A 14,795-nucleotide genomic window follows, 5' to 3' on the forward strand; every position below is an offset into this window, starting at 1 on the left:
AATTTCCTGAGTACTCGCCTATATATTGCCATCATTTAGCTGGTTTAACTAAAAATATTCTCAGTAATATTTACAAGGATGCGATTTCACTTTACGGAATCTATCGTCGAGCGCGGCGTTGGGCAGATTGCGGCGCGCCGATTCCTCGTTGCGCGGCTAGCGCTTCATTTCGGTTGAAGGACACGGACGGGCGGAGTCCGTTCGTCCGGTTCAGACAATAAGGATGACTGATATGGCAACCATCGGAGGCGGAGCCTTCAACGACCACCTGCACGGCACGAACGGCCCCGACGTGATTTTCGGGAATGGTGGCGACGACCTGATCTTCGGAGGCAATGACAGCGACGCGATCTCTGGCGGCGAAGGACACGACACTCTCTTCGGCGGCAATGGCGACGACTGGCTGTCGGGTGGCGAAGGTCACGACATGCTGTTCGGCGGCAACGGCAATGACGTTATGCAGGGCGGCAACGGCGACGACGTTCTGTTCGGCAACAACGGCGACGACATCCTCCAGGGGAATGCCGGCGACGATTATCTTCGTGGCGGCAACGGCGACGACATCCTGATGGGTGGAGACGGCAACGACATCCTCGAGGGCGGCAACGGCGACGACATCCTGATGGGTGGCGCTGGCGACGACGTGCTCCGCGGCGGTAACGGCAATGACGTCCTCATCGGCGGCGCCGGCGACGACATCCTTCACGGCGGCAACGGCAGCGACACCTTCGTGTTCACCGGGGGCGGCGGCAACGACATCGTGCTCGACTTCAAGGTCGGTCAGGACATCCTGCAGATCTCGAAGGGCATCAACGGCACGGATATCGCGACCGCCGACGATCTCGCCAGCCGCGTTCACCAGATAGGCCACGACACGTTCATCGATCTGGGCAACGGCGACTCGATCACGCTCCGCAATGTCAACGCCGACGACATCACCCACAATCCATCGGACGTTTTCAACGTTCAGTAAGACCTGCGACTCGACCGGGTAGTCATGGATGCCGCGGTCTTACAGCCGCGGCATCCCCATTTACGCACCAGATTGGCAGAGCCACACATGTATGAGGCCACCGAAGCGATGCCGTCGACGGAACGGATCGCACACCCGACAGTCTCCAGCCTCGGGCGCGATGTGATCCTGCTTGCATGGGATGTCACGCATGCGGTCCGCTTCTCTTCTCCCAAGCTGAGTGCGGAGGGCGAGGCGATTTCACCCCTGGCGTCGTTGCGCCTGCCCCTCTCTCGCGGCGGCGTCCGGCTTTTGTGGGTCTTGCGACGCCCCGCCGAGGGTGAGCGCGAGCTGGAGCTGCTGACCGGCCCGCTCGGCGTCAGGACGGAGGTGACGATCGACGCCGATACCGCGCTCCCCGCCGTCGACGCGCACGGCCTGCTCGAGGGCATCGCTCCATCGGGCCGCGTCGCCCTCGTTTCCGCGCTCTTCAACGTCTGGAGCGTGATGTTCCACCTGAAGCGGAGCAAGACATTCATCCGAACTCTGCGGGATATCCTTGCGCAGATCTCTCCCGACCCCGGCCCCGCGACGACCGTCGCCCAGGTTGCCGGCGACCTGGTTCTGCTCAGGACCTCGGTTTCCGCCGCCTTCGACAAGATCGATGCGATCTATGCCCTCGGCGGCGACGGGCCGACCCGGATCGTCGAACGCCCCTACAAGGTCGCGATTCGGGGAGGCGAACGGGAACTCGTCCATCTTCTGGCCGACGACACGGCGGTTCCGTCAGGCGAGTCCCTTCTTGTTCTGATCGGCCCCAAGGGCGTGTCGGTCCGGAAGCTGATCCGGCCGGAGACGGATCTTCCGTCGATCGAGCGCTGGTTCCGCGAGCAGGCTCAGACGGCTCCCGGTCTGCGCGAGCATCTTCTCATCGACATCGCCGAACGGTCGGCGGCCGGGCGTGCTCTTGCGCTCGAAACTCAGCTGCGCGCACCTCTGCGGCCGAAACGGGCCTCGAGCCGCCTGTCGACGCCATCGGCCGAGATCGTCTGTGCTCTCTCGACACCGGCCGGCACGCTCGTGACGGGATGGTATCGCGACCCGGTCGATCTTTTCGCCGGCATCGACGCGCTCGGACCCTCGGAAGGAGCGCGGGACCTCACGCAGCACCTGCGCCGCTTTCCGGTGGAGGTCGCGGGCCCGACAAAGGAAACCCGGGTTCCGGCAACGGGATTTGCCGTTCTGGCTCCGGCGCGTGCCGCGTCGGCTCCGATCCTTCAGCCTCGCTTTCGGCTGCGTCTGAAATCGGGAGCCCATCATCCCCTGATTCCTCATCTCCAACCGGCCGATCCGGTGGAAGCGAGGGCGGCCGCCCTGCGGTCCGTGCCGCCCCAGCACGTAGACGAAGCGGTGCTGTCCCACGTTCTCGCCCCGGTGATCGCCGACCTGCACGATCAGGCGCGGAGGCGCGTGGGGTCTCCGACCGTTCAGACGATCGGCAAACAGGTCCTGCGACCGAAGGTTTCGGTGATCATTCCGCTCTACAAGGCTTTGGACTTCCTCCGCTTTCAGATCGCATCCTTCGCGACCGATCCGTGGTTCCAGGCCAATGCGGAACTGATCTACGTCCTCGATTCTCCGGAGCAGGCCCAGGAGGTCGAGCACCTTCTCGGAGGCCTCCATCTGATCTACGGCCTCCCCATGATCCTCGCCGTCATGGAACGCAACGGAGGCTATGCGCGTGCGAATAACGTCGGCGTCTCGCTGGCTCGCGGCGATGTCCTGGCGCTGGTCAATTCCGACATCATTCCCACTGCGCCCGGCTGGCTTCAGACTCTGGCGGCGCGTGTCGGCGGACGCCGTCGCGGGATCGGTGCCGTCGGACCCAAGCTCCTGTTCGAGGATGGCTCGATCCAGCACGCCGGGATGTATTTCTCGAAAGACCATCGCGGCCGCTGGCTCAACCAACATTTCCATAAGGGCATGCCGCGCGATTACGCACCAGCCTGCGAGGATCGCATCGTTCCCGCCGTGACCGGTGCGTGCCTCGTCACGCCGAAATCCGTCTTTGAAGCCGTGGGCGGCTTCACCGAGGATTATGTCATCGGAGATTACGAGGACAGCGACCTGTGCCTCAAAATCACCATGACCGACCGTAAGATCGCGTACTCGCCCGACATCGAGCTCTATCATCTCGAGCGCAAGTCGATGTCCCTCAACAGCGAATACATGCGTGGAATCGCCTGGCAGTACAATTGTGCGCTCCACACGGAGCGTTGGGGCGATCTCATGACGTCGATCATGCAGGCCGGACGGCCGCGCAGAACAAGGAACGCAGCGATATGAATGCCCAGTTCGACCTCAGCGCCAACGAAATCACTCCCGTTGCGGAATCGGATGAGCGCCTGTCTCGGCTGATGGACGAGATCGCGCGCAACGAAACCCTGCCGGCGCCGTCTCCGGAGAACGTCTTCGTCGGCGATGGCGACTATCGGGCGATCGGTCTCGAATATCTCGGGCATTACGTCCGCATCGGCGGCCTCAAACCGACTCACCGCGTTCTCGATATCGGATGCGGGATCGGCCGCATGGCCGTGCCGCTGACGCAGTTTCTCGATCCGAAGACCGCCTTCTATGAAGGCGTCGACCCGGTCAACGAAGGCATTCAATGGTGCGTTCAGAACATCGGCTCCGCCTATCCCAATTTCCGATTCTGCCGCGTGGATGTCGCGCATGAGCTCTACAACCCGGGCGGCGCCATCAGCGGCGACAAGGTGGTCCTGCCCTTCCCAAGTGCCCATTTCGACTTCGTCACCATGGTGTCGGTCGCAACCCATCTGCCGGCGGCCGAGATCGCGGCCTATGCCAGCGAGATCATGCGGCTCCTGGCGCCCGGCGGTCGCCTCTTCCTGACGGCCTTTCTCGTCGATGAGGCCGATCTTTCTCGTCCGAATGCCCGTCCCAAATTCCTCAAGGGCGAGGCTCCCGGCACCTGGATCGCCGATCCGGCCGCGCCGCTGGGAGCCATCGGTTTCGACAACGGCATCGTTCAGGACATCCTCAAGAAATCGGGGCTTGCGATCCAGCAGGTCAGCCTCGGCCACTGGCGTGGCGTCGAGAGCGCCCACTACCAGGACGTCATCATCGCCATGAGGCCGGAGTAAAGCGCTTGACGATGCGGGTCCTTGTCGTTGCTCACAATCATCCCGATTTTCATCCCGGCGGGACGGAGATCTTCGCGCATGATCTGTTTCGCGAATATCGCTCGCGTCCGGATGTCGAGACTCTGTTCCTGGCCGCCACGAACCATCTTCACCGCGAGCAGCGTCCGGGCACCAGCTTCCAGTCGGTCGGAGACGCGCCGGATGAAGTGATCATGTGGAGCGGGCACTTCGACCGCTTCTATTTGAGCCAGATCGACAGCTATGGCGTCGTGCCTCACCTTGTGAACCTGCTCGAGGAATTCCGTCCGGACGTGGTGCACATCCATCACGTTCTCCTGCTCGGGGTCGAGTTCATCGCGCTCGTCCGACGCATCCTGCCGAACGCCAGGATCGTGATGACGCTTCACGATTACTACGCGATCTGCGCCCATGACGGCCTGATGATGCGCACGAAAAACCGGGAGCGCTGCGATCGCGCGACTCCCGGCCGGTGCAGCAGCTGCTTTCCGGATATTGCCGCGGACCGGTTTCTTCTGCGGGAGCAGTTCGTCAAGACCCTGTTCGGACAGGTGGACCGTTTCATCGCGCCGAGCCGCTTCATCAAGGACCGCTTCGTCGCCTGGGGACTTCCGGCCGACGGGATCGAGGTGGTCGCCAACGGCAGGCCCGCCGTCGACCCGGCGCCACACCGTCTCTCTCAGGACGGCCGTCGTCCGGTCTTCGGGTATTTCGGCAACCTCAATCCGTGGAAGGGCGTCCTGAGCCTCCTCAAGGCATCCCAGCGGCTGATCTCGACCGGTATCGAGGACTTCGAGCTGCGCGTCCATGGCGGCGCGCCGTTCCAGTCGCGGGAATTCGTCGAGGAGCTCGACTCTCTCGTCGACGAAACGGACCCCCATGTGGTTCGTCTCGGCCCCTACCGCCGCGAGGAGCTTCCCACGCTGATCTCTGCCGTCGACTGGGTCGTCATGCCGTCGATCTGGTGGGAGAACGCGCCCCTCGTCATCCAGGAGGCCTTCCTGCACCGCCGGCCGGTCATCGCGAGCAATATCGGCGGAATGGCCGAGGCGGTGCGCGACGGCATCGATGGATTGCACGTGCGGGCCGACGATCCGGTTTCTCTGGCGAATGCCATGCGCAGGGCCATGGAGACTCCGGGCCTCTGGGATCGCCTGGTCGCCGGGATACAGCCGCCGGCGGACATCCGCGAAGTCGCCGAGAGACATCTTTCGGTCTATCGCGCGATCGGACAACCGGCTGAGATCATCGAACTGGAGGCGAATGCGGCATGAGCACAGGACAAGTCGAGAGGGCGGTTGCGGTCACCCAGGCCCCGGACGCCGCACAGATCCAGGGACGTCTGGACGCCATCGAGGGCCGCCGTCTGTTCGGATGGGTTTGGGATCGGAATCGGCCGAACGAGCGCATCCAGATCCGCATTCTCCTCGAAGGTCGCACGGTTCTCTCCGCAACCGCCGACATGCCTCGCATTGATCTGCGGCGCAACGGCATCGGCGACGGCGTGCACGCGTTCGAGGTCGAACTCCCGGAAGCCATCGCAAGCGTCTCGGACAACCTCGCCGTCGTGGCGGTCTCGCCCAGCACGGGCGAAGAAGTCGTCCTGCGGGCTCCGAGCCAGGATGAAAGGGCCGCGGAAGCCGCGGTCAGCGGGCCTCTCAATCGCGTGCTTGACCGCGTCGAGCTGCTGATCGAGGCGCAGCGTCGTTCCCAAATGATGCAGCGTGAGGTCGTCGATGCCTTGCGGAGCACCTCGAAGCAGGTCGACGAAATCGTCGGGCAGGAGGACGGGATCGCGGCGGCCCTCGAGGTCGTGCGCACCAACCAGGCGGAGCTGGCGGAAAAGATTTCCGGCATCGAGGTTTTTCATCTGCGCTTCGACAAGGTCCTGGCGGATTTCGACAAGCGTATCCAGGAACTGACGACGGCAGCCGACCGTCCCATGCGCCGGGCCGTAGCGCTGCTGATCGCTTTCGGCGGCATTTCCGCCGTGAGCGCGCTGATCACATTAGTGGCCGTTTTGCGTCACGGCGTCAGGTAGGCGGCGCCTTCAAAAAAATGAATCGATGAGATCGTACGAAGCGATCCGAGAACAAGCATGACAGGGCAGATCACGTGAAAGACAAACTGAACCTTCCGGTGGATGGCGAGACGGCGCTTGCGACACCGATCGGAGACGATCTCGCATTGATCAGCGGCGTCGCCGACACGATGCCGGATACCATCGAAGTCTTGCTCAACGGCGATCCTTCCATGACGATGAAGGCCGGTGTCGTCAGCTGGCAGCGGAAGAATGCTCCAGCCGATGCGGCGACCGGCTTTGTCGCCGTCGTTCCGATCCGCCTCGCCGCCAAGGTTCGCCTGCGGTCGATCGTCGTGCGCCGGAACGGGCCTCCCATTCGCTATGACCTCGTTCGCCCTGCCGCCTCGGTTCAGGATCTGATGGAGATTCTTTTCGTCGATACGGCAGAGCGCTTCACCGACGTCACGGACGGGATCACCCAAACCCTGATAGCGGGTCAGGGCAATGAGAAACGCTTGGCCGCCGCCTTGTCGGTCCTGACCGCTGCCGCGAAGAACGACGGCTGGATCGAGGTCATGGGGCCGCTCGATACGGGCGAGCTCCTCCTTCAGGGATGGGCTCACACCCTGCCGTCGGACGAACTGCGGGTGCTCGTGGCGCAAGACGGTCTTCTCGTCGGTGAGGTCAAGGCGGCTTCGGTCCAACGCGACGATCTCGGCGGGAACGGCGTCGGCTTCATCGGCCTGCTCGATACAGGACCGGTTTCCGTGGAGCCGGAGAGCCTTCAGCGGGTGTTCTTCCGCACGAAGGACGGCTGGCGCACGCTCGACGTCTACGAGAAGCGCGTTCTCTTGCCGACGACGGACGTTCCGGCCCATATCCGCGACGGCCTGGCCCGGGCGTCGGCCCACCCTGACACGATGCAGATTCTTCGCCGTGCCGGCGAGCGCTTCGACGGACGCGACACGGTCTCGAGCCTGCAGCAGCCTGTCAGGATCGGCATGGACATGGTGGCCGAAGTACCTGGCGGCGGCCTGCTCGTCGCCGGATGGATGCTCGATCCGGAGGGGCATACGGACACGATCCTGCTCAGGGCGGGATCCGATTTCGCGCGGATTGACGATGCCTGGACGCGTCTGCCGCGCCCGGACGTGTCGGCGGCCTTCCAGCATAACGAGCTTTTTGCAGGACGCCTCGATCCCCGCAAGCTCGACCATGGCTTTCTGGCCTTCGTTCCCGGCCTCTCCTGCGCGGGGGATACGCCGGTCTATTTCGAGCTCATGGTCGGCGACAGCGTGGCATTCTATCGTTTGAAGCCCATGCGGAACCTCTCCCGCCAGGGGTTGGAACGGCTGGTCTCGCCGCTCGATCCGCGCACGGCAGCCGCGGGCGCAGCCATTGATCGCCATATCGGCCCGATGATGCAGGCGCTTGCCGCACCGGCTCCCCGCGTGGTCGAGACCCGCGACTTCGGTTTCGACGGCTCCGGCGCCCCGAAGGCGCTGGTGGTCGGCGCAGGCCATGACGTGGAGGAGTTGAGCGCCGCGCTCGTCCTGCTGGCGCTCGACGCGGAGGCCCGCAATACCCCCATGATCGTCTCGGCTCCCATCGAGGCCTTCGGAAGCCTCGCGCCCGAAGCCGAGCGGCTCGTCCGCTTCTATGGCCTCAGGCTCCGTATCATCGGGTCCGAGGAGGTGCAGGATGCCTGCGATGCCTTCGAGGCAGCCATTCAGGCGACGGATGCCGAGGCTCTCGTGCTCCTGGCGGCCGGCGTTCTTCCGCGCCAGTCGGGATGGCTGTCCTCGCTCGAGCGGGCCTATCGCAAGCGCGGCGGCAAGGCGCTCGTAAGCCCGACCATCGTGTACGAGGACGATTCCATCCGGTTCGCCGGAACGTGGTTCGACGCCGACGAGCAGAAGCTCGTCGACCGGTACATCGGCTACCCGCGCGACGTCGTTCACGGCTCCGAGCCGGCCGAAGTCATGGCAGGGTCCACCGCGTGCTGCATGGTCGCCCGCTCGGCCATCGAAGCGGCAGGCGGCTTCACCCGCTCCTACCTGGGAACCAGCGACAAGGGGCGCGACCTCTGCCTCAAGATGAGGCTCTGCGGAACCATGTCCGTGTGGACGCCCGATGTCGAGATGATCTCGGCCGAGGACGACGCAGGTGGAACCGGTCCGGCCATCCGTCGCCTCGCCCAGCGGATCGACCGCTGGAGCTTCGATCGCAAATGGTCCCTTCTCGTCAACAACATGCGGTGATGACAATGACCGAACATTCTCCACGCGTGCTGATCGTCTCCCATGGTCATCCGAGCTTCTCGCTCGGAGGCGCTGAAATCGCCGCGCACAATCTTCACAAGGGCCTCAACAAGATCGGAGGCGCGGAGTCCCGTTTTCTCGCGCGCGTAGGGCATCCGGTCGTCCGCCACAGCGGCACGGCCCTCATGAGCCTGCGCCAGAAGGGCGGCGACATCCTCTATCACGCGGACGATTACGACCATTTCCTGGTCTCGAACCGCAACACCGAGGAACTCGATCGCGATTTCCTGCGCGTCCTGCGGGACTTGAAACCGGATGTGGTCCATTTCCACCACTTCATCGGCCTGGGCCTCGAGACCCTCTACGCCGTCCGCCGCGCTCTGCCGGACTGTGTGATCGTGATTACGTTCCACGAGTTCCTCTCCATCTGTCACCACCACGGCCAGATGGTGAAGACGGGAGGGACGAAGCTCTGCCACCGGGCCTCCCCGGCGGATTGCAACGCCTGCTTCCCGGAGATATCCCCGGCCCGCTTCCTGCGCCGGGAGCATTTTGTCCGAGGCCTCCTCCAGGTCGCGGACTACTTCGTCTCGCCGAGCCAGTTCCTTGTCGACCGCTACGTCGAATGGGGCCTTGATCCCTCGCGGTTCATCGTGATCGAGAACGGTCTCGACATCGCGGAGCCCGTTCCCCCGCGCGAACTGCTGACCGCCGGGCGCAACAGGAGGGGGCGCCGCTCCCGTTTCGCCTATTTCGGGCAGATCACCCAGTTCAAGGGCGTCGACGTCCTTCTCGACGCCGTGGCACGGATTCCGGATAAGATCTGGGGCGACGACGCCCAGCTGATGATCTTCGGCGGCAACCTTGAGCGGCAGCCGAAACCGTTCCAGCAGAAAATCGAGACGCTCGTGGAGCGCGCCGGAAACCGCGTCCGTTTCTACGGCGCCTACCAGAACAGCGAGATGCCGCGCCTGATGCGTTCGATCGACTGGACGATCATTCCCTCCATCTGGTGGGAGAATTCTCCGATCGTCATTCAGGAAGCCTTCTTCCATGGCCGGCCGATGATCTGTTCGAATATCGGCGGCATGGCGGAGAAGATCACCGACGGCGTCGACGGCCTGCACTTCCGAGTCGGCTCGTCCGAGGACCTCGTCGACCGCATGACCGAGGCCCTGACGAACCCGCGCCTCTGGGAGCAGCTGCGCGCCGGGATCAAACGTCCGATCAGCTACGAGGATTGCGCCAGACAGCACCTCGACCTCTATCAGCAGCTTGCCGCCGAGAAGGCGACGAAAAAGGTTCCGGCCGCCGCGCTGACCGCGTGAGATCGTCCGACAGGCAACACACTGGCATGTCCAGGAGAGATTTTATGAAACGTATCCTCGTCATCAGCCCCTCGGGCGAAGTCTATGACCACGACAACGTTCGCTGGTACAATTACAAGGACGTCCAGGGCAGCATCGGCCACTACCACAATATCGGCGACGCCTTCGTGTTCGACTCGTCGCTGAAGCTCCTGAACTACGACCGGCTCGATGCACTCGAGATCGCCAAACCCAACATGGCCGATATCGACCGCATCAACGCGGAATACGACTACGTCTTCCTGCGTGGCTCCAACTACATCCACAGCGAGATGAACTGGGAGAAGGCGATCGAGGTTCTGAAGAAGCTGCGGATCCCGGTGATCGCATGGGGCATCGGCGCCCAGGCCCCGGTCAAGGGCAAGCTCGAGCTGTCCGAGCAGACCAAGACGGTCCTGCGCCTGATGGCCGATTCAACGACATCCATCGGGGTGCGCGGTGCCTACTCGGCCCAGGTCCTCTGGGATCTCGGCATCAAGAACGTGCGCATCGTCGGTTGCCCGACGGCGTTCCGTCGCAACAATCCCGACCTCGAGATCAAGCTGCCCCCGCTCGACACGATCAAGACGGCCGGCATCACGGTCCGCCGGGAGGTGTCCAGGACCTACGCCCGGAACGTCGAGCGGTACCTGACCTTCCATCGCGACATGGTGAAGGAAATGGCCTCCCGCTTCGACGTGGTTCTGATGGCCCAGGGCGAGGTCGAGGAGAAGAAGATGGTCTTCGGCACTCCCGCGCAGAGGGAGGAGGCGTTCGCGACCTTGAAGGCCAACGCCTGGGTCGGCCAATGGTATCTCGACGAGACGATGGAAAAGCTCCATCGCGAGCGGCTGTTCTATTCGGATGTCGTGGCGGATTACGAGGATCTCGTCCAGCAAAAGGATATGGTTCTCGGCTACCGCCTGCACGGCAACCTGATGGCGCTCGCCAACGGAACCCCGTCGATCTATTTCACCTATGACAGCCGGACCGTGGAATTCGCCGAGACCTATCAGATCCCGAGCTACGACGTTTTCTCGGACAAGACGTTCTCGCTTGAGGAGTACTGGGACCAGTCGCTCTTCGACAAATTCAACCGCGCCTATCGGTTCATGTATCGCGAGATGCGCCAGTTCTTGGTCGAGAACGGCGCCGACACGAAGATGGTCGACGTGATGAGGAAGCCCGTAAAAGAGCAGCTGAAGGCTGCATAAGACTATTCCGGTGAGACATACGTAACAGGCGCGTTGCAGTAGGAAGACAATATGACCGTATTGGTAACAGGTGGTGCCGGTTACATCGGCAGCCATATGGTGCTGGCCCTGGTGGATTCGGGCCAAGAGGTGGTCGTCCTGGATGACCTGAGCACCGGCTTCCGGTGGCAGGTCCACCCGAAGGCTCACTTCGTGCAGGGAGACATCGCGGATGACAGCCTCGTCACTGAAATCATCCGCCAGCATGGCGTCGACGCGATCGTCCATTTTGCGGGGTCGATCGTGGTGCCGGACTCCGTGTCCGACCCGCTGGGCTACTACTTCAACAATACGGTGAAGTCCCGCGCCCTGATCAGCACGGCGGTGCAGAACAAGATTGAAAACTTCATCTTCTCCTCAACGGCTGCCATTTATGGCGATGCCAAGGAGAGCCCCATCGCCGAGACGGCGCCGCTCAATCCGGTTTCTCCCTACGGCACGTCGAAGCTGATGACCGAGCTGATGCTCCGCGACACCGGCATCGCTCACCCGTTGAGATACGTGGCGCTCCGTTACTTCAACGTCGCCGGCGCCGACCCGCAGTGCCGCTCTGGCCAGTCGAGCCGCCGCGCCACCCATCTGATCAAGGTCGCGACACAGGCGGCCCTGAGCGAACGGAACGGCATCGATATTTTCGGGACGGATTATCCGACCCCGGATGGAACCTGCCTGCGCGACTATATCCACGTCTCGGACCTGGCGAGTGCTCATATGCTCGCTCTCGATTACCTCCGGGCCGGCGGGAAAAGCACGGCCATGAATTGCGGCTATGGACGCGGGTACTCCGTCCTGGAGGTTGTCGAAGCCGTGAAGCGCGTGTCCGGCGTCGAATTTGATGTCCGGCTGGCGGATCGGCGTGCCGGCGATCCCGCGACCCTGATTGCCGGGGCGGATCGCATCCGGGAGACCCTTGGCTGGAAGCCCGCTCTCGAAGAGCTCGAGACCATCGTCGCCCATGCCCTCGCGTGGGAAGAAAACCTCAAGAACAAGGCGGCAGCGGCTTAATCCGCCGGCCTACGGACGTTAAGGCAAGATCACATGCTAGACACCATCATCCGACAAGCCTCCTCCGATCAGCAGATGCCGAAGGCGGGACAAGGATCCCAGCCCTTGCGGGTCGCCATCCTCTGGAAGTTTCCCTCTCTCGGCCTGTATTCCAATTCTGCCTTCGATGATCTCTTCAACGCGATCGGGCACAACAACGGTAACCTGGCCTTCGTTCATGCCATCGCCAGCCAGATCACGAACCCCGTCAAGTTCTTCGGATGGACGACTCCGGCGGAGGATCTGAAGGCGAGTGCCGATATCATCGTCATCCCCTGCGCCAACCAGCTCGGCAAGCACACCGATTTTGGCGATATGGCCGAGCGACTGAAGGCATCCGGCCTCCCGATCGTCGCGATCGGACTCGGCGCTCAGGCCGACAGCTACGATCATGATATCGAGCTGAAGGAAGGGACAGTGCGCTGGGCCCAGGTCATCGGGGCGGCCAGGGTTTCGCCCACGGCCTCGAACATCTACACTCGCGGCGCCTATACGAGCGGCCAGCTCGACAAGCTCGGGATCACGGGATCGCTGCCCGGCGGATGCCCGTCGCACTTCATCAACCAGCAGAAAGGCCTCGGCCACAAAATTCACAAGAACTGGACCGAGATCGGCCTGCCGCGGGCCATTACGGTCGCGGCCGGCCATCAGGCCTGGATGAAGACGCGGGAGATCGAGCATCAGCTTGTCAGCCTGATGATGGACCCGTCCGCACCCGGCCAATACGTCGTCCAGTCCATGGCCGAAATGGTCAAGGTCTCCCGCGGAATCTTCGATGGGATCGAGGAACACGCCCTCAAGGGGATCCATAACCACACGGTTCCGCACTATAGTTTCGACGAGTTCAAGGCATGGTGCCGCAACTACGTGCGCTCGTTCTACGACGTGCCCGCCTGGATGGATTCGCTTCGCCGGTACGATCTGACGATCGGGTGCCGCTACCACGGCGTGGCTCTTGCCCTCCAGGCCGAGCGTATGGGCCTCACAGTCACGATCGACTCGCGGACCCGAGAGCTCTGTGAGAACACGGGTGTTCCGCATATCGCGGCCGAGGACCTGACGGCGCCGATCACCCGGTTCAATCTCAAGAAGCTGATCAAGTTCGATCCCGTCGCGTATGACAGGCACCGGAGCGAGGCGGCCGCGAAATATCTCGACTTCCTCGTGGCGAACCGTCTTGAGCCCGCCCCGTTTCTGAAGCGGATCGCGGAGGGAGGATAAGGCCATCTCACATCAATCGTCTCTGCCGCCTGTCTGGGAACGGCTCGATCGACCAAGTGGAGATCAATGCCAATGAAGACGCTTGCGCCGTCATCCTGGAACAACGTGATCCGAATTCTCCTGGCATGGTCGGCCGCTGTCACTGTCCTAAGTGCATGCGTGGCAAATGCCGGGGAAGCGCCCATGTTCTCCGTCTCACCCGTCCCGGAAGTCGTATACAGCTACCGGTCTCAGAAGTGCGACTGGCGCACGATCCCGGATTCGCCGGCGAGGTCCTACAGGCGAGAGGACGGTTCCCTTGTCCTGATCGCTTCGCACTTTCGGAACAGGATCTTCGAGGGACTCAACTTCGACGACCTTCGTCCGAATTGCGGAGTCGTCTCGCAAGGCGCGGAATCGGTCGATCCTTCCGAGTTCGACGACCGTTACTGGATCCAAAGTCTCATTCCGCTCGGCAATGGCCGGATCCTTGCATTGGCCAGCGAGGAGTATTCCGGGCTGCGTCACGATGGTGTCTGCTCCAAGGGTCGCGACAAACCGGCCTGCTGGTATCTCTCGATCGTCGGGCTGGAAGCGAACGATCGTGACTTCTCCTTCAGGCTTCTGCCGCGGGACCGGCGCCTGATCGCCGGATCCAACCGGACGTTCGACACGTCCGTCAACGCGGCCGGCTTCCTCACCGTCACGAACGCCGTCTTTGAGGGTGATTACGCCTATTTCATCGCCTGGACGGAAGATGCCGCGGAACCGGGGCCGCGTGGAAACTGCCTCTTCCGCGCGCCTCGAAGCGATTTGGTGAACGGCTGGCAGGTCATGAGCAAGGGCCGGTTCGTCGCGCCGCCCGACCCCTATCCGGGTAACGGCCTGCGCCCTGTTCAAGCCACATGCGACCGCCTGGGCGGGGCGGACATGTCGGGCAAGGCACGGTCGCTGGTCTGGCTCGAAACCAAGCAGATGTGGATGGTCGTCTGGTCGACGCGGGTCGATGGGGTCGGCGGGGTCTATTACGCCACCTCGCCTGACCTGAAACATTGGTCGTCGTCGGCCGTGCTGGTGTCCCTTGAGCCGTTCTGGGGCACCGAGAAGACCGGGGCGTTCTACGACTACCCGTCAGTCATCGACCATGCCAGCACGTCGCCGATCTTCCAATCGGCAGGTGACGAATTCTATCTGTACCTGACCCGTCTCAACTGGCAGAAGAAGCGCAATACGATGGACCGTGACCTCGTCCGCTTCAGGGTGAACATAAACTAGCGCATCGTGCGGACCCGGAGGGCCGCGCCAGCGAAAAGTGGCCCCGGTCTTTCGCTCAAACGATGCGCTCCTCTAGGAGGGAGCATCGGACCCAAAAGTGGATGCCACTGTCGGATCCGATGCTCTAGGGTGATCAGCTTACATCGACGTGGCTGGTCGAGTATCCCCTCCAAGAAGATCTTTGTGCTTTTCTCGCAGCCTGAACGTCGCTTCGGCACATTGTGCAGATCCGGAGACCAATGCTCACGAAAAGGATCTG

Annotated in this window: 11 protein-coding genes; all 11 read left to right on the forward strand. The window is 62.8% G+C overall.

The genetic code is table 11. The features are described 5' to 3' along the window. Positions 1 to 232 precede the first annotated feature (232 nt). On the forward strand, positions 233 to 973 hold the full coding sequence (locus tag AB8841_RS08840) for a calcium-binding protein (RefSeq protein WP_370435396.1): 741 nt from the start codon (positions 233 to 235) through the stop codon (positions 971 to 973). A gap of 87 nt (positions 974 to 1,060) precedes the next feature. Next, the gene (locus AB8841_RS08845) at positions 1,061 to 3,298 is read left to right on the forward strand and encodes a glycosyltransferase family 2 protein (protein WP_370435397.1); all 2,238 of its coding nucleotides are present in this window, start codon (positions 1,061 to 1,063) and stop codon (positions 3,296 to 3,298) included. Beyond that, positions 3,295 to 4,116: a methyltransferase domain-containing protein gene (locus AB8841_RS08850; protein WP_370435398.1), complete on the forward strand. Its 822-nt coding sequence runs from the start codon at positions 3,295 to 3,297 to the stop codon at positions 4,114 to 4,116. Before AB8841_RS08845 ends, AB8841_RS08850 begins: the two co-directional genes overlap by 4 nt. Before the next feature lie 5 nt (positions 4,117 to 4,121). Beyond that, positions 4,122 to 5,408 (forward strand): glycosyltransferase family 4 protein, encoded by a 1,287-nt coding sequence (locus tag AB8841_RS08855; protein ID WP_370435399.1) that lies wholly within the window; start codon positions 4,122 to 4,124, stop codon positions 5,406 to 5,408. Beyond that, positions 5,405 to 6,175 carry a hypothetical protein gene (locus tag AB8841_RS08860; RefSeq protein ID WP_370435400.1) on the forward strand — a complete coding sequence of 257 codons (771 nt, stop codon included), beginning with the start codon at positions 5,405 to 5,407 and terminating at the stop codon, positions 6,173 to 6,175. The genes AB8841_RS08855 and AB8841_RS08860 overlap by 4 nt, the downstream gene beginning before the upstream one ends. A gap of 74 nt (positions 6,176 to 6,249) precedes the next feature. Further along, on the forward strand, positions 6,250 to 8,418 hold the full coding sequence (locus AB8841_RS08865; RefSeq protein WP_370435401.1) for a glycosyltransferase family 2 protein: 2,169 nt from the start codon (positions 6,250 to 6,252) through the stop codon (positions 8,416 to 8,418). 5 nt (positions 8,419 to 8,423) lie between these two features. Beyond that, positions 8,424 to 9,746: a glycosyltransferase family 4 protein gene (locus AB8841_RS08870; RefSeq protein WP_370435402.1), complete on the forward strand. Its 1,323-nt coding sequence runs from the start codon at positions 8,424 to 8,426 to the stop codon at positions 9,744 to 9,746. Between the two features lie 44 nt (positions 9,747 to 9,790). Continuing rightward, positions 9,791 to 10,978, forward strand: a complete 1,188-nt coding sequence (locus AB8841_RS08875) for a polysaccharide pyruvyl transferase family protein (RefSeq protein ID WP_370435403.1) — start codon at positions 9,791 to 9,793, stop codon at positions 10,976 to 10,978. Positions 10,979 to 11,029: 51 nt separating this feature from the next. Beyond that, positions 11,030 to 12,022 (forward strand): UDP-glucose 4-epimerase GalE, encoded by a 993-nt coding sequence (galE, locus tag AB8841_RS08880; RefSeq protein ID WP_370435404.1) that lies wholly within the window; start codon positions 11,030 to 11,032, stop codon positions 12,020 to 12,022. 33 nt (positions 12,023 to 12,055) lie between these two features. Then, on the forward strand, positions 12,056 to 13,282 hold the full coding sequence (locus AB8841_RS08885) for a polysaccharide pyruvyl transferase family protein (protein ID WP_370435405.1): 1,227 nt from the start codon (positions 12,056 to 12,058) through the stop codon (positions 13,280 to 13,282). A 183-nt stretch (positions 13,283 to 13,465) separates the two neighbouring features. Beyond that, positions 13,466 to 14,536, forward strand: coding sequence for a hypothetical protein (locus AB8841_RS08890; protein ID WP_370435406.1), 1,071 nt, complete (start codon positions 13,466 to 13,468; stop codon positions 14,534 to 14,536). The last annotated feature ends 259 nt before the right edge of the window (positions 14,537 to 14,795 follow it).

It is taken from the genome of Microvirga sp. TS319 (assembly GCF_041276405.1).
Taxonomy (GTDB): domain Bacteria; phylum Pseudomonadota; class Alphaproteobacteria; order Rhizobiales; family Beijerinckiaceae; genus Microvirga.